The sequence below is a fragment of the Microvirga terricola genome (genome assembly GCF_011777495.1).
Classification (GTDB): Bacteria; Pseudomonadota; Alphaproteobacteria; order Rhizobiales; family Beijerinckiaceae; genus Microvirga; species Microvirga terricola.
Genome location: NZ_JAATJS010000001.1, coordinates 643,544 through 662,012 on the forward strand (window position 1 = coordinate 643,544; position 18,469 = coordinate 662,012).

General features: G+C 63.7%; 16 protein-coding genes. 8 read left to right on the forward strand and 8 right to left on the reverse strand.

The window, feature by feature from the left end:
• Nucleotides 1-27: 27 nt before the first annotated feature.
• Nucleotides 28-585, forward strand: coding sequence for an ActR/PrrA/RegA family redox response regulator transcription factor (locus HB375_RS03125; protein WP_167671480.1), 558 nt, complete (start codon nt 28-30; stop codon nt 583-585).
• Between the two features lie 131 nt (nt 586-716).
• Here HB375_RS03125 and HB375_RS03130 read toward each other — a convergent pair whose 3' ends face one another.
• From HB375_RS03130 to HB375_RS03145, 4 genes are all read right to left on the reverse strand, one after another.
• The gene (locus HB375_RS03130; protein WP_167671481.1) at nt 717-2,123 is read right to left on the reverse strand and encodes a calcium-binding protein; all 1,407 of its coding nucleotides are present in this window, start codon (nt 2,121-2,123) and stop codon (nt 717-719) included.
• 447 nt (nt 2,124-2,570) lie between these two features.
• A complete protein-coding gene (locus HB375_RS03135; protein WP_167671482.1) occupies nt 2,571-3,971 on the reverse strand; it encodes a calcium-binding protein in 1,401 nt (466 codons plus the stop codon).
• Nucleotides 3,972-4,120: 149 nt separating this feature from the next.
• Entirely contained in the window at nt 4,121-4,618 is a 498-nt protein-coding gene (locus tag HB375_RS03140; RefSeq protein ID WP_167671483.1) for an MmcB family DNA repair protein, read from the reverse strand.
• Between the two features lie 53 nt (nt 4,619-4,671).
• Nucleotides 4,672-5,226, reverse strand: coding sequence for a hypothetical protein (locus HB375_RS03145; protein ID WP_167671484.1), 555 nt, complete (start codon nt 5,224-5,226; stop codon nt 4,672-4,674).
• Nucleotides 5,227-5,418: 192 nt separating this feature from the next.
• Between HB375_RS03145 and HB375_RS03150 the strand changes: the two genes are divergently transcribed.
• The 5 genes from HB375_RS03150 (at nt 5,419) to HB375_RS03170 (ending at nt 11,978) form a co-directional block, all read left to right on the forward strand.
• Complete coding sequence (locus tag HB375_RS03150; RefSeq protein WP_167671485.1) at nt 5,419-7,941, forward strand: ABC transporter ATP-binding protein; 2,523 nt, start codon at nt 5,419-5,421, stop codon at nt 7,939-7,941.
• A gap of 99 nt (nt 7,942-8,040) precedes the next feature.
• Nucleotides 8,041-8,934 (forward strand): MBL fold metallo-hydrolase, encoded by an 894-nt coding sequence (locus tag HB375_RS03155; RefSeq protein WP_167671486.1) that lies wholly within the window; start codon nt 8,041-8,043, stop codon nt 8,932-8,934.
• Nucleotides 8,935-9,035: 101 nt separating this feature from the next.
• A complete protein-coding gene (locus HB375_RS03160) occupies nt 9,036-10,043 on the forward strand; it encodes an NAD-dependent epimerase (RefSeq protein ID WP_167671487.1) in 1,008 nt (335 codons plus the stop codon).
• Between the two features lies 1 nt (nt 10,044).
• Complete coding sequence (locus tag HB375_RS03165; RefSeq protein WP_167671488.1) at nt 10,045-11,049, forward strand: MraY family glycosyltransferase; 1,005 nt, start codon at nt 10,045-10,047, stop codon at nt 11,047-11,049.
• Entirely contained in the window at nt 11,046-11,978 is a 933-nt protein-coding gene (locus HB375_RS03170) for an NAD-dependent epimerase/dehydratase family protein (RefSeq protein ID WP_167671489.1), read from the forward strand. Before HB375_RS03165 ends, HB375_RS03170 begins: the two co-directional genes overlap by 4 nt.
• On the opposite strand, the gene HB375_RS03175 is transcribed toward HB375_RS03170, so the two are convergent.
• From HB375_RS03175 to HB375_RS03190, 4 genes are all read right to left on the reverse strand, one after another.
• Nucleotides 11,920-13,875 carry a nucleoside-diphosphate sugar epimerase/dehydratase gene (locus HB375_RS03175; RefSeq protein ID WP_167671490.1) on the reverse strand — a complete coding sequence of 652 codons (1,956 nt, stop codon included), beginning with the start codon at nt 13,873-13,875 and terminating at the stop codon, nt 11,920-11,922. The genes HB375_RS03170 and HB375_RS03175 overlap by 59 nt on opposite strands.
• A gap of 89 nt (nt 13,876-13,964) precedes the next feature.
• Nucleotides 13,965-14,750 (reverse strand): ABC transporter ATP-binding protein, encoded by a 786-nt coding sequence (locus HB375_RS03180; RefSeq protein ID WP_167671491.1) that lies wholly within the window; start codon nt 14,748-14,750, stop codon nt 13,965-13,967.
• Nucleotides 14,747-15,751 (reverse strand): FecCD family ABC transporter permease, encoded by a 1,005-nt coding sequence (locus HB375_RS03185; RefSeq protein ID WP_167671492.1) that lies wholly within the window; start codon nt 15,749-15,751, stop codon nt 14,747-14,749. Before HB375_RS03185 ends, HB375_RS03180 begins: the two co-directional genes overlap by 4 nt.
• Before the next feature lie 49 nt (nt 15,752-15,800).
• Entirely contained in the window at nt 15,801-16,481 is a 681-nt protein-coding gene (locus tag HB375_RS03190; protein WP_167671493.1) for a glutathione S-transferase family protein, read from the reverse strand.
• Between the two features lie 106 nt (nt 16,482-16,587).
• Here HB375_RS03190 and HB375_RS03195 point away from each other — a divergent pair, with 106 nt between their 5' ends.
• Both HB375_RS03195 and HB375_RS03200 read left to right on the forward strand, forming a co-directional pair.
• On the forward strand, nt 16,588-17,094 hold the full coding sequence (locus HB375_RS03195) for a winged helix-turn-helix transcriptional regulator (protein ID WP_167671494.1): 507 nt from the start codon (nt 16,588-16,590) through the stop codon (nt 17,092-17,094).
• 141 nt (nt 17,095-17,235) lie between these two features.
• Nucleotides 17,236-18,390, forward strand: a complete 1,155-nt coding sequence (locus HB375_RS03200; RefSeq protein ID WP_167671495.1) for an aminotransferase — start codon at nt 17,236-17,238, stop codon at nt 18,388-18,390.
• Nucleotides 18,391-18,469 lie beyond the last annotated feature (79 nt).

Here is an 18,469-nt window from a genome sequence, read left to right on the forward strand (position 1 = left end):
GCTTCGAGGATGCAGGGAGATGTTCTTATGGCCGATGCACCTGTTGCGTTCGAGGATCGCGCCGACAAGAGCCTCTTGATCGTCGATGACGATCGGCCCTTCTCCACGCGCCTTGCGCGAGCCATGGAATCGCGCGGCTATCAGGTTCGGGTTGCAGAGAGCGTGGCGGATGGCCTGGCCGCCATCGAGAGCGCAGCTCCCGCTTTTGCGGTCATCGATATGCGGCTTGGCGACGGCAACGGTCTCGATGTGATCGAGCGGCTGAAAAACCGGCGTCCCGACGCGCGCGGCGTCATTCTCACCGGCTACGGCAACATCGCGACGGCAGTCTCTGCCGTGAAGATGGGCGCTTTCGACTATCTCGCCAAACCCGCCGACGCGGATGAAATCCACGCCGCCCTGATGGCCCAGGCCGGCGAGCGCGCGACGCCGCCGGAAAACCCCATGTCGGCTGACCGCGTGCGCTGGGAGCATATCCAGCGGGTCTATGAGCTGTGCGGCCGCAACGTGTCGGAGACGGCGCGCCGTCTCAACATGCACCGTCGCACGCTGCAGCGGATTCTGGCGAAGCGCGCGCCGCGTTGAGTGGCGCGCATGGTCGGGAGCCGGACCTCCAGAAACGAAAAGGCCGGCCTCCTTCCGGAAGCCGGCGCTGTCTTCTGCGGGTGTAGTGATCCCGAAAAGTGGAGCCCGTTTTCAGGATCGAAGCGAGCCGCTTAGAGGTAGAAGTCGCTCGCGACCAGCTGTGCGGCCTTGAGGCCCGTCAGGGTAATCGTGGCATTGGCTGCGAGAGTGATCTCGGCCTCCCCGGCAGCGTTGTCACGGATCGTCACATCGGCAAAGGCTTTGAAACCATAGGCCGTCAGGTCGACCTTGTCGCCCTGGGCGTGCGAGAAATCGGTGATCCGGTCGAACCCGTCGCCCTTGCCGAACACGAACACGTCTGCCCCGGCACCGCCGTTCAGCGTGTCGTTGCCCGTGCCGCCGTTCAGCGTGTCGTTGCCGCCCGAAACCTTGTCGCCTTCAATGACTTTGAAGTCGCCATAGATTTCGTCGTCGCCCGCACCGCCGAAGAGAGAATCGTTGCCGCCTACGACGCTGCCCGACGCTCTTACCGCGTCCCCGTAAAGCCAGTCGCTCGAGCTGCCGCCTTTGACGATATCATTGCCGCCGATCGCACTATCCGACATCGTATTGGCATCTCCGCACAGGAAACTGCCGCCGCTCGTGCCATTGCTTCCGCCGTAGATGAGGTCATCACCACCCCGTGCCTGACCGGTCATGAGGTTACCATCACCAACGACGGTGCCAAAATCGACCGATCCATAGAGCACGTCATTGCCGCCGCGCGTATAGTCACTCATATTGCTCGCGTCACCGGCCACAAAAGAATTTATGCTTTGCTCGGCGTGCACGACATCGTTGCCGCCGACGGCATAGTCTTTCATGACAACGGCATCGCCGCAGAGCCTTTCATTCCCCTCGAAAGAGGTGCCCGAAAAGAGTGTGTCATTGCCGCCGCGTGCAGAGCCGTCCATGCTGTAAGCATCGCCACGCAGATCGTCGTCCATCGCGCCGCCATTCAGATAGTCGTTGCCGCCGATGGCCTTGTCATGCATCTGCGTGGCGTCGCCGATCAGCGTATCGCGACCATTGTCGCCGTACAGCTTGTCATTGCCGCCCTTGCTCGAATTCCACATATAGGCGGCGTCGCCGACGACGACATCGTAGCCGTTATCGCCATGAATAATGTCGGCACCGCCCCGCGAATAGTTGCGCATGACAGAGGCGTCGCCGTAGAGAGCATCCCACCCTTCATTTCCGCGAATCGCGTCATTGCCACCCCGCGCATAGCGCAGGAACGTGAACGCATCGCCGTAAATGTAATCCTTGCCGGCGGTATCGGGGCCAGCATCGCCATAAATGTAATCGTTGCCGCCGATAGCGGACAACGTGATCGTCATCGCATCGCCGAAGATCTTGTCGTTGCCGCCGAAGCCGAAAATCTTGTCGTTACCGCCGCGCCCAACGCTCAGGGTACCTGCGGTATTGCCATAAATTGAATCGTTTGACGGAGTGCCATTCAGGACCTTGATGTTTCGTGTACCAACGATCGTCGCCATGGGAATTACCTCTCAGTATATGATACGCGACGATTTAAGGCGATAACATCACGTATGCAAGTGAGATAAGATAGCTGAAGTAACTTCTTTTCCTAGATTTGCCTAAAAGAAGTTTTTCCGAATCGTATTCAGAGCTTCCCTTAAGGAGCACAAGCCGGATCTGCCAGCGCGTGCAGCGTCAGCGCTGCCGCCTTGCGCGAAACGCAATGTCACTGCTTTGCGGCAGAGTGGATAATGCGTTCTTCCCATAAATTCACCGAGCCGAATGGATCGGCGACAATTAGGCCGCGATCCTCGGGCAGAATGTCGAGCGGCAGGCGCCGGACCGCCGGAAAACGAAAAGGCCGGCCTCCTTCCGGACGTCGGCGTATTGTTCTGCACATTTAAAGTTGGTCGAGCGGGTGATCCCAAAAGCGGGTTCCGCTTTCGGGATCGAAGCTCCAGCGTTTAGAGGTAGAAGTCCGACGCGGTCAGCTGCGCGGCTTTGATGCTCGTCAGAATGATCGTGGCGTTGGCTGCGAGGATGATCTGGGCATTACCGGCGGCGTTGTCACCGATCACCAGATCGGAAAAAGCCTTGAACCCATAAGCCGTCAGGTCGATCTTGTCGCCTTGGGTATGTGAGAAGTCGGTGATCATATCCATGCCGTCCCCTTTGGCGAACACGAACACATCTGCCCCGCCGCCACCGGTGAGCGTGTCGTTGCTGGTTCCGCCGTTCAGCGTGTCGTTGCCGCCCGAAACGTTGTCGCCCACGACCGCTTGGAAGTCGCCGTAGATTTCGTCGTTGCCCACGTCGCCGAAGAGCATGTCGTTGCCGCCGACCGCGAAATCCAATCCGGTAAAGGCGTCTCCGGCGATCTTGTCGTTGCCGCCGAAGCCGAAGATCTTGTCGTTACCGCCGACGGTGTGGTTGGACATGCGGTAAGCGTCTCCCGCGAGAGAGCTACTGAACGCGCCACCTCCTCCGTAGATACGATCGTCGCCACCGCGGGCAGACCCACTCATGACGTAAGCATCGCCATATGAGCGGGCATCATCCATGGCGCTATAGATCACATCGTTGCCGCCGCGCGTTTGATCCGTCATGGTCCAGGCGTCGCCTAAACACCATGCGCTACCGCTTTTCTCGGCGGTCAGAACATCGGCTCCGCCCCTCGCATGACCGGACATTTTCACTGCGTCGCCGTGGAGCTTCTCGATCCACTCGAATGATGCCCCCGAATCAAGCGTGTCGTTGCCGCCGCGTGAATAGCCGTCCATGCTGAAAGCATCGCCACGCAGATCGTCGTCCATCCAGCCACCATACAGACGATCGTTGCCGCCGCTGGCCTTGTCGTGCATTTGGGTGGCGTCGCCGATCAGGGTATCCCTCCCATTGTCGCCGAAAAGCCGATCGGCACCGCCCCGACTTGAATTCCACATATAGGCCGCGTCGCCGACGACGACATCGTAACCATTACGGCCATTAATGATGTCGGCACCGCCTCGCGAATAGTTGCGCATGACATGTGCGTCACCATAGAGGGCATCCCACCCCTCGTTTCCGGAGATCACATCATTTCCGCCCCGCGCATAGCGCAGGAACGTGAACGCATCGCCGTAAATATAATCCTTGCCGGCAGTGCCGGTGCCGGCGTCGCCGTAAATATAGTCATTGCCGCCGATAGCGGACAATGTGAGCGTCATCGCATCGCCGAAGATCTTGTCGTTACCGCCGAAGCCGAGGATCTTCTTGTGGCTGCCAATCCCGGTGCTCAGGGCCCCTGCGGTATTGCCATAGATTGAATCGTTTGACGAAGTGCCAGTCAGGACTTTGATATTTCGCGTGCCGACGATCGTCGCCATGGCATTATCCCCTATCCGTATGTCAGTTCCCGACAAAATATTAGGCAATAATTGCAAAGCGTTCGGGAAATTATCCTATCTATCTCAGAGAATCGCTGCCCCTCCAATTACTTTTTCTTCTTAGGGGGCAATCTTCTCAGGGTAACCTGTCAGAACTTTCCATCAAGGACGCAGTCCGGGTCCGCCAGCGCATGCAGTGCTGAAGCCGCAGCCCGGGCAAAGCGTAAGGTCACCGCCTTGCGGCGGGCCCCCGAGAGCGGATGATGCGTCGCTTCCCGCAAGATCGCCGCGCCAAAGGTATCTGCAACGATGAGACCGCGATCTTCCGGCAGGATATCGAGCGGCAGGCTCTCCGGAACCGCGAAATAGAACCGGTCGCAAAAATCCTGATAATCGGGCCATTTCCGGTCGGCGCGAAAATCGGCCACGCTCGATTTGATCTCGATGATGGTGAGAACGCCGTTGGACGAAAGCGCGATCACATCCGCTCGGCGGCCGCTGGCGAGGGTGAATTCCGGAATCGTCGCATGACCGAGCTGCGCGAAAAGACGGCGTACGCCGCGCTGAATGCCGGCCGCGGCGGCCGATTGACGGCCATCGGGTGGAAGAACGAGCGACGGGGCGGACGCGATGGGCGATTCGGACATATTTTCAGACTACGCGGCGGTGCTTCGACTGCAAACGACGCCGTTGTCGCGTTTCAATGCAGCATCAGGTTCTCCGGCGCGAGATCGTCGAGAATTTCGCGCAAACCCTCGAGATGCGGATCGAGCGCCAGCGCGATCTGGAACGCTGCGCGGGCCTCGTTGAGAAGGCCGTGACGCAGGCAGATTTCGCCGAAACCCGCAATCGCACCGAAATGGCGCGGCTCCAGCTCCAGCGTGCGCTTGATGTCTTCCAGGCTGTCGGCGTCGCGCTGCTCGATGGAGGCGAGCGTGGCACGCCGGTTCCATGCCTCGGGCCAATCGGGATAGCGTGACACAAGATCGTCGAGCAGCGGTGCAGCTTCATCGAGCGCGCCCGTCCCCAAGGCCTCGATGGCGGCGGCCATGGCCTCTTCAGCCGCACGGTCCTCATGGGAGATCCACAACGCCCAGATCTGATCCTCGATCTCGTCGGCGGCGCCTTCGGAATGGGGCTTTGCCAATTCGCGAAACAGCACCGCAAGGCGCTGCGGCAGGGCGGGCGACGGCCGGCGGGAGGGTAGATCGACGACGAGCTGGAACAGGGAATCGAACGGAAGAGATGATGTCATCGGCATGATCGATCCTCCCCGGTATGTTCCTCGCCCCAGAGGGACATAGAGTCGATGCCTCAATCGACGAGGGGAAAAGTGGTCGCGGGGGCCTATGCTTTTGGTCATGCACGATCTTTTCGCGCCAAAGCATATTCCCCTTTTCGGTGAGGATGCTCTAACGTCACCCGGTTGAACGATATCGGAGCTGTCATGGAGCGGGACCCGCTGCGCCTCGCGTGGAAGACGAAGCCCTTCAGGCACCTGTTCGGTTTCCTGCTGTTGGCGATGGCCGGGCTTTGTCTTCTGCTCGGCTTTGATCTCGTCCGCACCGTGGTGGACCGGGCGCTTGCGGGCGGCACGCAGGGGTCGTCGACGTTCTTGCAGATCGCCATGACGCCCTTCGGAGGCGGCGGCGAGTCGCTGGTGCTGTTTCCGGGCTTCACGCTGAACCCCCCAGCCTTTGCCATCGCCACGATCGGCGGCCTTGTGCTGGTCCCGCTTCTGATTGCGGCGATCCTGACCGTTGTCGATTGGCTGGCTGTCGGTATCGGCGCGGCGGTGCTGACGCGCATCCGCTCGACAATTCTCGATGCGGTGCTCAAGGCCCCGCCCTCCGCCCAGGACGAGGTGGAAACCGTCAGCGCTCTCGGCAGCGTGACGCTGGCGCGGGAGGGCAGCGTCCTCGGCTCCGCCCTGTTCGTTCCCGTGCGGCTCGGCGGCATGGTCGGGCTTGCGCTTGCCTATGTGCTTGCCACCAGCTGGCGGCTCGGCCTGGCCCTGACGGTCGTGCTGGCGCTCGGCGGCATCATGAACGCCCGTCGCCTCGCCCTGCGGGTCGTCGCCGTGAAGGCGCGGCACCGGGAGGGCGAGGCAGGTGATGCGGCTTTTGCCGACTTGAGGCACCGGATGCCTGCGCTGAGAGCGCATGGAACCGGTCGCTACGAGCGCGAGCGCGTGCGCAACGCGTTGGTGCAGAACCACCGCCCGGTCGAGAAACGCGAGCGACATCTCGCTCTTAACGAATCGCTCGCTGCGACCGTGCTCATGCTCGCACCGATGGTGGTGCTGGCGTTGGGCGTGTGGTTCGCGGCGGAACTTCCCCTGACCGGCGGCGCGCTTGCCGCCTGCATCCTCGCCGCGGCGCTTGCGGCCTTTGCCGTGCGCGAGCTGATTCTCTGGCAGCGCCTCGCGAACCGCGCTCATGCCCTTTTGTCGGATCTGGCGCAGGGGCTGATCGCCCTGCAACCGCGCGATCACCTCAAGAAAGCGTCTCTCCCCGAGAATGGCGCGCTCGTCGCGCAGGGCGTCTCGGCCTACGATTCGGCGACGGGCACGCGGATCACCGGCGTCAACCTGAACCTCGCCTTCCCCTCCCATGTCGCCCTGGTGGGCGACGGGGATTCCGGTTCGCGTGTGCTGGCGGCGCTGATTGCCGGCCAGCTGCCGCCCTCCACCGGCCAGCTCACCTTCGGCGGGGCCGACCTGACGGCCGCCGATCCGGTCGAGCGCGCTCGCCGCATCGCGCTCGCGGGCGATACGGTGCTGATTCCTGGCACTTTGCGCGAAAACCTGCTCTACGGCGCATCCGCGCCGGAGACGGAGATCGACCGTCGTCTTACGGAGGCCATCGCAGTCGCGGGCCTCGACCAGCTGACCCATGCGCGCGGCCTTTCCGGCACCTTCAACCCGAAGCGCGAGCCGGAACTCGCGACAGCCCTCGTCGAATCCCGCCGCGCGGTGCAGGACGCGCTCGCGCGCGAAGGGCTCGACCGTTTCGTCGATCCGTTCAACGCCGAGCGCTACAACCGCTATGCCACTCTCGGCGAGAACCTTTTGTTCGGCAAAGCCATCGGCGACACTTTTCGGGAGGACAGGCTCTCCGGCCATCCCTTCGTACGCGCGATTCTCGAAGCCGACGACCTGACCAAGCCGCTCGCGCGCATCGGCCTGTCGATTGCCACCAGCATGATCGAGATTTTTGCCGAGATCCCGGACGGGCATCCGCTCTTCGAGCGCTTCGGCTTTTTCTCTGCCGCGGACCGCGCCTATTTCGAGGATCTGGTCGAACGGCGCAGCGAGAGGCGGCGCGGCATCCAGAGCGGACGCGACCAGGAGCGCCTGATCGGCCTTGCCCTGCGCTATAACGAAAGCCGGCATCGCTTGGGGCTTCTCGACGAAGCCATGGAGCGGCGCATTCTCGCCGCGCGCGCCGACTTCACCCGCATGCTGCCGGCGAGCCTCAGGCCCGCTATCGAATTCTATGACGAACACCGCTTCTGCGCGGCGGCGAGCGTGCAGGACAACGTGCTCTTCGGACGCATCGCCTCCGATCAGGCGGGGGCCGCCGCATCGGTGCAGAAGGTGATCCGCCGCGTGCTGACCGAGTGCGGCCTCGACGCCGACGTGTCGCGGATCGGCCTCAACATGCCCATCGATCCGCAAGGGAGCGATCTCACCTTGAGCGAGATCGCGGCGGTGGACCTCGTGCGCTGCCTCGTGCGCCAGCCGGATATTCTCGTGGTGCAGCGGGCCCTGGAAGGGCTGCCCGGCCCCGCTGCCGACACGCTTGTGGCCGCTCTGCGCCGCGCGCGGGCGGGCCGCGGGCTGATCCTCGTGACGCCGGGAGTGACGGAAGCGATGGATCAACCGCCGTTCGATGCCGTTATTCGTTTCGAACGCGGCGAGGCCGTGGCGGTGCCCCGCATCGGCCAGCCGGAACCGGTGCCGGCGTGACAGTTTTGGGCCTTGACCGCCTCCGCCGGACGCTATCACCTTGGAGGACATGTGCGAAAACGCACATCGAAGGGGTTCAAAATTGGCCATGATGCGGAAATGAATAGGCGGGTTGCATCGGCTGATGCGCTCCAGGTTCGATTCTGGGGTGTCAGGGGCTCGACCTGCGCGTCGGGGCCCCAATACGTCGAGTTCGGCGGGCATACCCCTTGTGTCGAAATCCGGTGCGGCGAACGTCTCTTCGTCATCGATGCCGGGACGGGGATTTCGGCCCTAGGTGCTTCCTTAGGCATGGACGCTCCGGCCAAGGTCGACATCCTGCTGAGCCACCTCCATATCGACCACGTGGGCGGGCTGCCCTTCTTCAAGCCGACGCTTCTGGGCAAGGATCGCACCATCCGCACCTATTGCGGCAATCTCGACGGCGAAAGCGCCAAGGCGGCCTTTGACCGACTCTTCGCACCGCCGCTTTTCCCGATCAGGCTGGATCAGCTCCCCGCCCATTTCGAGCATCACGGCTTCAAGGCCGGCGAGACCCTCACCTTTGAGGACGGCCTCACCGTCGGCACGCATCCCCTGAACCATCCCGGCGGCGCGACTGGGTACCGCTTCCACCATCGCGGCCGGAGCGTGTGCTACATCAGCGATATCGAGCACAGCGACCCCTGGCCCGATCCCGGCCTCGCTGCCTTCATCCGCAACGCGGATCTGATGATCTACGACGGCATGTTTTCGGAGACGGAATATACCTACTGTCAGGGTTGGGGCCATTCCACCTGGCAGAAGGGCGTCGAGCTGGCGAAGGCCGCCGGCGTGAAGGCATTGGCGATCTTCCATGTCTTGCCCGGCCATGACGATATTTTTCTGAAAGCCGCCGAGAAGGACATGCAGGCCGTGATGCCCACCGCCTTCATCGCCCGCGAGCGCCAGGGCATCGCGCTTCAGCCCGCTGGCGAAGCGGCTGCCGACAAGGCGAAGACGGCCGTCGCCTAGAGCGATTCAGCCGTTCAGAACGCGCCCCGAGGTTGCAAAACCGGTTTCCCCTTTTCGCGATCCCGCTCTAAGGTGCCGGCGCATCAACAGACCGGGTTTTCATGTCAGCTCCCATCCTCGTGACCGGTGCGGCCGGCTTCATCGGCTTTCATGTGGCGCAGCGCCTCCTGAAGGAGGGGCATCAGGTCGTCGGCGTCGACAGCTTCTCGCCCTATTACGATGTGGCGCTGAAAGAGGCCCGCTTCGCGAACCTGACACCGCACAACACTTTTCACGGGGTGCGGCTCGATCTTGCGGATGCCGAGGCGACAAAGGATCTTTTCAAGCGCCATCGCTTCGAACGGGTGATTCATCTGGCGGCGCAGCCCGGCGTGCGCTTCGTCGATCCGGCGCCTTACGTGACCTCGAACCTCGTCGCCTTCACCAACATGCTCGAAGCCTGCCGCCACGGCGGCATCGAACATCTCGTCTATGCCTCGTCCTCGTCGGTTTATGGCGCGAACCGCAAGCTGCCGTTTTCCGAGCACGACATGGCCGATCACCCGATCAGCCTCTATGCCGCGACCAAGAAGGCCAATGAGATGATGGCGCATTCCTACGCGCATCTCTTCGGCTTAGCCTCCACGGGCCTGCGCTTTTTCACCGTCTACGGCCCATGGGGCCGCCCGGACATGGCGGTCTATACGTTCACCCGCGCCATTGCGGAGGGACGCGAGATTCAGGTCGCGAATGCGGGCAAGGTCTGGCGCGACTTCACTTACGTGGACGATATCGTGGAAGGCATCGTGCGGCTCGTGAACCGCGCGGCTTCTCCCGATCCGGCATGGAACGCGCAAAACCCCGATCCTGCCACCAGTGCCGCGCCGCATCGCGTCTACAACATCGGCAACGACAACCCGGAAGAAGTGAACCGCCTCATCGCCATCATCGAAGAGGCTTTGGGCAGACAAGCCAAACGTAAGGACGTGCCGCTCCCGCCCGGCGATGTTTTGGAAACCCGCGCCGATGTGTCGGACCTGCGCCGCGACGTGGGCTTTGCGCCCTCGACATCGCTGGAAGAGGGCGTCCGCCGGTTCGTGGCCTGGTATCGCGATTATCACGGCGTTTGAGATGCAAATTCTTCTCCCTCTCGTCGCTTCGGCGCTGTTGTCGGCGTTGCTGATCGTCGTGCTGAAGCCTCTCCTGATTCGCTACGCGCTGGCGCGACCCAATGCGCGCTCCAGCCACAAGGTGCCGACCCCGCAGGGCGGCGGCATCGCAATCATCATTGCCACTCTCGTCGTCGTGGCGGGCGCTCTGCTGCTGGCAGGAACCGCGCTTGGCCCCTTCCCTATTCTCGCCGCTGCGACCGTGGTGCTTGGTGTCGTCGGCGCCATCGACGACATCCGTCCATTGCCCGCCGGTCCGCGCCTGGCCTTGCAGGTCGTCGCGGTGGCGGCGATCACGCTGACGAGCGATGCGCGTTTGTTGTCCGAGGCGATTCCGCTCGGACTCGAGCGTGCCCTCATCATCCTGGCCGGTGTGTGGTTCGTGAACCTCGTCAACTTCATGGACGGGCTCGACTGGATCACGGTCGCCGAGATGGTGCCGATCACCACCTTTCTCGCGCTTCTCGGATGGGCGGGCCTGCTGCCGCCGACGGTAGCGCTCGTCGCCGCCGCTCTGTGCGGCGCACTTCTCGGTTTCGCGCCGTTCAACAAGCCCGTAGCGCGCCTCTTCATGGGCGACGTAGGCTCGTTGCCTGTCGGCCTTCTGGTCGGCTGGATGCTGTTGGAATTGGCCGGGACGGGTGCTCTCGCCGCCGCGATCCTGTTGCCGCTCTATCACCTGATGGACGCGACCATCACGCTCCTGCGCCGGCTCGCGCGCGGTGAAAAGGTGTGGCAGGCGCATCGCTCGCATTTCTATCAGCAGGCGACGGAGAACGGTTTCTCGGCGCTGTCGGTGAGCGCGCACGTGTTCGCGCTCAACATCGCGCTGATCGCACTGGCCACAGTGACGCTCTTGTGGAACGCGCCTGCGGTCCAGGTGGTTTGCCTTGCCGCTGGCGTCCTTCTCGTCAGCCTCTTGCTCAGGCGCTTTGCCGCGCGCCGCCCGGAGGTCTTTTCGCGATGAACTCTCCTCTGATCGCGCTCACCGGCGCAACCGGCTTCATCGGCCGTTATCTTCTTGCCGAATTGCCGAAGCGCGGCTACCGGGTGCGCGTGTTGTTGCGGCGTCCGTCCGAGGTGCCCGAAGGCGCGTCGAGCGCGGTGATCGGCGACATCGCCTCGCCGCAAAACATGTCCGCCGCCTTGCGCGACGTCGATGCGGTGATTCACTCGGCGGGCCTCGCGCATGCCATGTCGGGACGGCCAGAGGACGATTATCGCGCCATCAACACGCAAGGCACCATCGCGCTGGCGCAGGGTGCGGAGCGCGCGGGCGTAAAACGCTTCGTCTTTCTCTCCTCCATCCGCGCCCAGAGCGGCCCGACCGCCGCCGGCGTTCTTACCGAAGAGTCCGAGGCGCGCCCTACCGATCCTTACGGCCGCTCGAAACTCGAAGCGGAGCAGGGCTTGAGCGCGCTCTCGATCGACTGGGCGGCACTTCGCCCGGTGCTCGTCTATGGGCCAGGAGTGAAGGGCAACATGGCGGCTTTGTTGAATCTGGCGCAATCGCCCTGGCCGCTGCCGCTCGGCGGCCTTCACAGCCGCCGCTCCCTTCTCTCGCTCGACAACCTGACGGCAGCGGTGGACACGGTTTTGAAAGCGCAGGGCCCGTTGCGACGCCCCTTCATCGTGGCCGATCCGGAGCCGGTCACGGTGGCCGAGATCGTCGCCGCCCTTCGCTTAGGGCTCGGCCGCAATCCGGGCCTCGTCCCGGTGCCCGCGCTTTTCCTAAAGGGTGCTGCTGCCTTGGCGGGGCGCGGAGAAGCCTACGAGCGACTGGCGGGCTCGCTCGTCGCGAGCCCCGACGCGCTGAAAAAGCTTGGTTGGGAGCCAGTTACTTCGACGCGAGACGCGCTGGCGCAGCTGGCGCGGGAGATTGCTCCCGGCGCTTGAATTCGGGGATCGCGTCCTCGAACACCTGTTCCGCCGCCGCCCGGTCGCCGCTGCGGAGCGCTTGCACCAGACTGTCGAGCCAGCGGTCGACCTTCGCGCGGTCGGCGAAGATCGGCTTCGCCGCCATGACGCCGTCGATGCCGATTTCGGCGCGCGGCTCCTCGCGGGCAAACAGGATTTCGTGCAGGCGCTCGCCCGGGCGGGTGCCGGTCACGGAAATTTCGATGTCCTCGCCCGGCTCGTACCCGGCGAGACGGATCATGCGCTCAGCGAGTTCATAGATGCGCACAGGCTGGCCCATTTTCAGCACATAAACGGAGGCGCGCTCATCGTTGTTCGCGCTCTCGTTGAGCCGCCGGCCTTCCACGTCCGCATGCGAGGCGGAGGTGAGCACGAGGTCGGCTGCTTCGCGCGTGGTCATGAAATAGCGCACCATGTCGGGATGCGTGACAGTGACCGGCCCGCCGCGTGCGATCTGCGCCTTGAACTTCGGCACCACAGAGCCGACCGAGCCGAGCACGTTGCCGAAACGCACGGCGATGATGCGGGTCGCGCCGTTGCGGCCCATGAACTCCGCATCGAGCGCCTGCCCGTACATCTCCGCCAGACGCTTGGTCGCGCCGAGCATGGAGACGGGATCGATGGCCTTGTCGGTGGAGATGATGACGATGGCACCTGCGCCCGCTTCGACCGCCGCATCCGCCACGTTGACCGAGCCGAACACGTTGGTCTTGATACCCTCGCCCCAGTCCTTTTCGAGATAAGGCACGTGCTTGAGCGCGGCGGCGTGGAAGACCACGTCCGGGCGGAACTCTTTCATGACGTCGAAGATGCGGTCGCGGTCGCGCACGTCGGCGATCACGCCATCCACGTTCGTGTCGCTCGCGAGAAGGGTGGGATTTTCCAGAATGCCGTGGAGCGACGGCTCGGAGAATTCGACGATGAGAAGATCGCGCGCGCCGAAGGCCACGACGCGGTTGCAGATTTCCGAACCGATGGAGCCGCCGCCACCCGTGACCAGCACGCGCTTGCCGCGGATGAAGTGCTCGAGGCGCTGCCGGTCGATCTGCACCGTGGGGCGCAAAAGCAGGTCTTCGATCTCGAGCGGCGCGAGTTCCGCGTCGCGCATGCCTTCGCCGAGGCTCGTGACCCGCACCAGTGGCAGGCCGAGACGGCGGGCGCGGGCGATCAGCATGTCGGGATGCGCTTCCGGCGCGAGCGCGCTCGGCGTCGCGACAAGGCGGCGGATCGGCGTGCCGCGCTCCTGGCAATCCTGAATCACCTGATCGAGATCGGCGAAGGTGCCGAGCACCGGCACGCCGCGGATCGAATGGCCGAGATCGTCGGCGCGGAACGACAGAACGCCCTTCGGCTGCAGCTTCTTGACCGTGCCGGTCTCGATCGCGCGCAGCATCACCTCGATGTCCGTGCCGCGTCCGAGCAGCAGGATCGGCGTGGTGGCGTCGCGCTCCAACGTATTGCGCGAGCGCGCGTACTTGAAATAGCGGAATGCAAGACGCGGGCCGCCCAGCAAAAACATCTGGATCAGCCAGTAGAGCGCAATCGTGATCTTGCCGAAGAAGAGGCTGGAAAGCTGCGTCGAGACCAGGACGTAGTCGATGATGAGCAGCGTGAGCGCGAGAACAGTCGTGGCGCGGAAAATATTGAAAAGATCCGGCAGGGACGCGAAGCGCCACTTCGAGCGGTAGAGCTGGAAGAACCAGTAGACCACGCCGGCAAAGGCGACGAAGGGCGGCAGAAAGAGCGGCAGGTGGTTCAGGCGCTCGTGGAGGAGAGTTCCATCGAAGCGCACGAAAAACGTCGCCACCACCGCGACGGCCGTCATGACGAGATCGTGGAGGACCACGAGCGTTTTCTTGAAATCCTGGCGATTCATGGGCCCTGCCACCTTGTGACAGGGGGTATCCGCCGCGCTTCCGGCTTTGTCAATGCGACGGGGCCTGCGGTCCGGTGGCCCAAGGGGCGTCAGGGCGCTTCGGCTAAGGGATTTTCCGCCACCACCACGAGACCGCCCGCCTCCCGCGAGACATGGGCTGAGATGCCGAAGCTGGCGGCAAGCTGCGCCTCTGTGAAGACATCCTCCGGCGTGCCGTGAGCGCCGATGCGGCCCCGGTCCAGCACCACGATGTCATCGGCGAAGCGGGCTGCGAGCGTCAGGTTGTGCATGATGGCGACCACGTTCGCCCCGGCGGCGGCGTGAGCCTTGAGGACCTGAAGCACGGTGAGTTCGTGGCGCGGGTCGAGCGCGGCGACGGGCTCGTCCACCAGAAGCACGGGGGCCTTGGTTGCGAGCGCCCGGGCCAGAAGCACACGGGCGCGCTCGCCACCGGAGAGCTCGGTCGCGGGACGGTCCTCGAAACCGGTCACATCCGCCGCCGCCATCGCCTCGGCCACGGCCTTACGGCCGGAATCGGAGAGGGAATCGGGCCTTTCGCCATGGGGCAGGCGACCGAGCGCCACGACGTTCCTGACCGGCAGAGGCCAGGCGATGGTGCCGCCCTGCGGCAGGTAGGCGATGGATCGCGCGCGCTCAGATGTACGCATCCACCGCACGGGCTCGCCGTCGAGGGTGACATCGCCTCCGACCGGCGCGACGAGGCCTGCCAGCGCCCGCAAAAGCGTTGTCTTGCCCGCCCCGTTGGGGCCGACGATGACGGTGAGGCGGCCCGGTTCCAGGGTCAGGTCGACCGTTGCAAGCGCCCGGCGGCGGCCGAGATCGACGGTAAGCGAGGTTGCGACAAGGCGCTTCATGCCGGGGTCTCCGCCAACTCGGCCTTGCGCTTGGCGATGACCCAGAGAAAGAACGGCACGCCGAGAAGCGCCGTCAGAACCCCGATTTTGACCTCGACGCCGGACGGAATGAGCCGCACCGCGCAATCGGCGGCGAGCAGCAGCACGGCGCCGGTCAGCCCTGCCGGAACAAGCGTCCGCGCCGGATCGTAGCCCACGAAGGGCCGCACCAGATGTGGCGCCACAAGGCCGACAAAGCCGATGGACCCCGCCACCGCGACGGACGCTCCGGTGCCGATGGCCGCACCGCCGACGATCAGCAGCCTGAGAAGCGGCACGTTCACCCCAAGGCTTTTCGCTGTCTCTTCGCCCAGCGCCAGGGCCCGCAGGCCAGGCGCGGCGGCCAGAACCATCAGGGAGGCGGCAACAATGAAGGGGAGGACTAGCATCACGTGGACACCGGAGCGGTCCTCGAAGGAGCCCAGAAGCCAAAACACGATCTCGGTCACCGCGAAGGGATTGGGCGACAGGCTGATGGCGAGCGCCGTGCCTGCGACAGCGAGGCTCCCGACCGCGAGGCCCGTGAGCACCAGCACCACCACGGTGGCGTTGCGCCCCGCCACCGTCACCACCAGCGTGACGGACAGAAGAGCACCGACAATCGCGGCGACCGGCAGCGTCCAGGACAACGCGCCGACAAGGCCGAAATAAAGCACCGCCACCGCCCCAAGCGCCGCCGCCTGGGGCGCGCCGAACACCGCCGTATCGGCGAGCGGATTGCGCAACAGCCCCTGCAGGCTCGCCCCTGTGAGCCCAAAAATCCAGCCGACCAGGAGTGCGAGAAGAGTGCGCGGCAGGCGGATTTCGCGCACCACGATGCTGGCAGACCCCTGATCCGAGACAAGCGCCTTCGCCGCAAGCCAAGGCGAAATCGGGGCCGGGCCAATGGCGAGTGACGCGATGGCGAGGATCGCGAGCAGCGCGGCAAGGCCGAAGGTCAGGGGCGTGAGCGAACGGGACATGAGCCAGATGAGGTTCCTCATCTGGCGATAGCAAGGGCCGCGGCGAGTGTCACCCAGCCGTTTTCTCCGAGACAACTTTCTCGTCCTTCGGAAACAGCGCGAAATAGGGCTCGGCCTCCGCCAGCACGCGGGCATAGGAAGGTCGCGCCATCAGGCGGTCCAGATACCGCGCGGCGTTCGGGTGTGTTTTGCCGAGGGGGTTCACTTTGTCGGCGTAGAACAGGGAGGGCGCGGCCGCACAATCGGCCATGCCGAATTCCTCTCCCGTGGCCCAGGTCCGTTCCGCCATCTGCGCATCGATGAGGCTCAGCGCGGTCACAAGGAGGCTTCGCGCCTGAGCGACCCCATACGCATCGTTCTCTCCCTCCGGACGGAGCCGGTCGGTCACGATCTTCTGGATCGATACATTCACGTAGAGATCGAAGATGCGATCCCAATGACGCGTCTGGAGCGCCTGTTCGTCGTCTTTCGGAATGAACCGCACCGGACCGGGATAGTGCCGGTCGAGATACTCGATGATGATGCTCGTTTCGGGGATCGTGCAACCGGCTGATCGATCCCGCAGCACGGGAAACCGGCGGATCGGCCAGATCGCCTCGAAAGCAGCCCGCGCGTCCGCGTCGGCGAGATCCACGATGACCGGTTCGAAGGGCGTCGCGTTCTCGTAAAGGGCGATCAGCACCTTGTGGCAGAACGAGGAGAGCGGGTGGAAATGGAGTTCCAGAGACATCGGCGATATTCCTCGTGATTCCAGTGTCAATACTAATTGCATTTTGCAACCGGTTGCAAGGTAGGGGTAGCCGGTGCGAAAATGCAAGCGATTTTTGGAGGCCTGAATGGATGGCGGTCATAGATCCGGTTGCCCGATCAATCTCACCCTCGAGGTCGTGGGTGATAAATGGAGCCTGCTCATCATCCGGGACATGATCTTCGGCAACCGGCGGCATTTCCGGGAAATGCTGAAATCGGAGGAGGGGATTTCCTCGAATATCCTGGCCGACCGCCTCAAGACCCTCGTTGATGAGGGGATCATCACCAAGGCGGACGACCCGAGCCACAAGCAGAAAACGGTCTACAGCCTGACCGAAAAGGGCATCGAACTGCTTCCGATTCTCGCTCAAATGGCGGTGTGGGGGCGCAAATATCTGCCGGTCACGGAAGAATTGAGCATCCGCGCGCAATTGCTGGAGGAAGGCGGGCCTGCCCTCTGGTCCGAATTCATGGATGAGCTGCGGGAGACCCATCTGGGCGCGGCGCCGCGCAATGGAGCGAGGCAAGGTCCTTCCGTCGCCGCCCGTCTGCAGGCGGCCTATGAGGCGGTTGTCGCCCGACGCGGTGTTTGAAGACCCGCCGCTTGGAGCGAGGGAAAAATACCGCGTGCTGTGGGCAGGCTTCCTCATCATCGGACGACGAGAACTGTTCGATCTCCCCGCCTTCCATGCTACGAACCGTACATCCAAACCGAACGCCAATCGGAGCCCGGCATGAACCCGATCTTCGCCAATCTCCCCACCACCATCTTCGAGGTGATGTCGGGACTTGCCCGGGAGACCGGAGCGGTCAATCTCGGACAGGGCTTTCCGGACGATCCGGGCCCGGAGGACGTGCGGCGCAAGGCGGCGGAGGCGGTGCTCGACGGCTACAACCAGTACCCGCCGATGATGGGGCTGCCCGAGCTGCGCAGCGCCATCGCTGCCCATTACAAGCACTGGCAGGGTGTCGATCTCGATCCGATGAGCGAGGTGATGGTGACTTCCGGCGCGACGGAGGCGCTGGCGGGCGCGATCCTCGCCCTCGTTGAACCCGGCGACGAGGTGGTGCTGTTCGAGCCGATGTATGACGCCTACCTGCCGCTGGTGCGGCTTGCGGGCGGCATCCCAAAGTTCGTCACACTCCAGCCGCCGCATTTTCGGCTCACCGAGGAGGCGCTCGCCAAGGCGTTTTCGCCCAAGACCAAGGCAGTGTTGTTCAACAATCCGCTCAACCCGACGGCCACGATCTTTTCGGGCGAAGACCTCACGCTGCTCGCGGATTTCTGCCGCCGCTTCGATGCGGTGGTGATTTCCGACGAGGTGTGGGAGCACGTGGTCTTCGACGGACGCCGCCACCAGAGCGTGCTGAGCCTCCCCGGCATGCGTGAGCGCGCGGTCAAGATCGGCTCGGCGGGCAAGATTTTCAGCCTCACCGGCTGGAAGGTCGGCTTCGTCTGCGCCGCGCCGCATCTCATGAAGGTGCTGGCCAAGGCCCACCAGTTTTTGACCTTCACCACCGCGCCGAACCTCCAAACAGCCGTGGCCTACGGACTGGCCAAGGACGACAGCTACTTCGAGACCATGCGGCGCGATTTCACCAAAAGCCGCGACCGCTTTACGACGGGGCTGAAGACCTTGGGCTTTGATGTCATTCCGAGCCAGGGCACCTACTTCCTCAACATCGACATCGCGCCTTTAGGGGAAACCGACGACGTCGCCTTCTGCCGCCGTCTGGTGACCGATTTCGGTGTCGCGGCGATCCCGGTTTCGGCCTTTTATGCTCAAGGTGCGGTGAAGAACGTGGTGCGGTTCTGCTTCGCCAAGAAGGATTCCACCCTCGATGCGGGGCTGGAGCGGCTAGCGAAAGCGGCCAAAAGGGCCGCTTGAGCAAAAACCCGTTGGGAAGCTGTGCCTTGGCCCATTCTTCAACATTGTTTCTTTGAGCGGAAAATTTTAGCCTCCCGGG

What these genes read in the sequence shown, in the direction of transcription:
- HB375_RS03160 (WP_167671487.1), top strand. Translation starts at nt 9,036, where the DNA reads ATGTCAGCTCCCATCCTCGTGACCGGTGCGGCCGGCTTCATCGGCTTT.
- HB375_RS03170 (WP_167671489.1), top strand. Translation starts at nt 11,046, where the DNA reads ATGAACTCTCCTCTGATCGCGCTCACCGGCGCAACCGGCTTCATCGGC.
- HB375_RS03200 (WP_167671495.1), top strand. Translation starts at nt 17,236, where the DNA reads ATGAACCCGATCTTCGCCAATCTCCCCACCACCATCTTCGAGGTGATG.
- HB375_RS03125 (WP_167671480.1), top strand. Translation starts at nt 28, where the DNA reads ATGGCCGATGCACCTGTTGCGTTCGAGGATCGCGCCGACAAGAGCCTC.
- HB375_RS03155 (WP_167671486.1), top strand. Translation starts at nt 8,041, where the DNA reads ATGAATAGGCGGGTTGCATCGGCTGATGCGCTCCAGGTTCGATTCTGG.
- HB375_RS03165 (WP_167671488.1), top strand. Translation starts at nt 10,045, where the DNA reads ATGCAAATTCTTCTCCCTCTCGTCGCTTCGGCGCTGTTGTCGGCGTTG.
- HB375_RS03175 (WP_167671490.1), bottom strand. Translation starts at nt 13,875, where the DNA reads ATGAATCGCCAGGATTTCAAGAAAACGCTCGTGGTCCTCCACGATCTC.
- HB375_RS03130 (WP_167671481.1), bottom strand. Translation starts at nt 2,123, where the DNA reads ATGGCGACGATCGTTGGTACACGAAACATCAAGGTCCTGAATGGCACT.
- HB375_RS03195 (WP_167671494.1), top strand. Translation starts at nt 16,588, where the DNA reads ATGGATGGCGGTCATAGATCCGGTTGCCCGATCAATCTCACCCTCGAG.
- HB375_RS03145 (WP_167671484.1), bottom strand. Translation starts at nt 5,226, where the DNA reads ATGACATCATCTCTTCCGTTCGATTCCCTGTTCCAGCTCGTCGTCGAT.
- HB375_RS03185 (WP_167671492.1), bottom strand. Translation starts at nt 15,751, where the DNA reads ATGTCCCGTTCGCTCACGCCCCTGACCTTCGGCCTTGCCGCGCTGCTC.
- HB375_RS03150 (WP_167671485.1), top strand. Translation starts at nt 5,419, where the DNA reads ATGGAGCGGGACCCGCTGCGCCTCGCGTGGAAGACGAAGCCCTTCAGG.
- HB375_RS03135 (WP_167671482.1), bottom strand. Translation starts at nt 3,971, where the DNA reads ATGGCGACGATCGTCGGCACGCGAAATATCAAAGTCCTGACTGGCACT.
- HB375_RS03140 (WP_167671483.1), bottom strand. Translation starts at nt 4,618, where the DNA reads ATGTCCGAATCGCCCATCGCGTCCGCCCCGTCGCTCGTTCTTCCACCC.
- HB375_RS03190 (WP_167671493.1), bottom strand. Translation starts at nt 16,481, where the DNA reads ATGTCTCTGGAACTCCATTTCCACCCGCTCTCCTCGTTCTGCCACAAG.
- HB375_RS03180 (WP_167671491.1), bottom strand. Translation starts at nt 14,750, where the DNA reads ATGAAGCGCCTTGTCGCAACCTCGCTTACCGTCGATCTCGGCCGCCGC.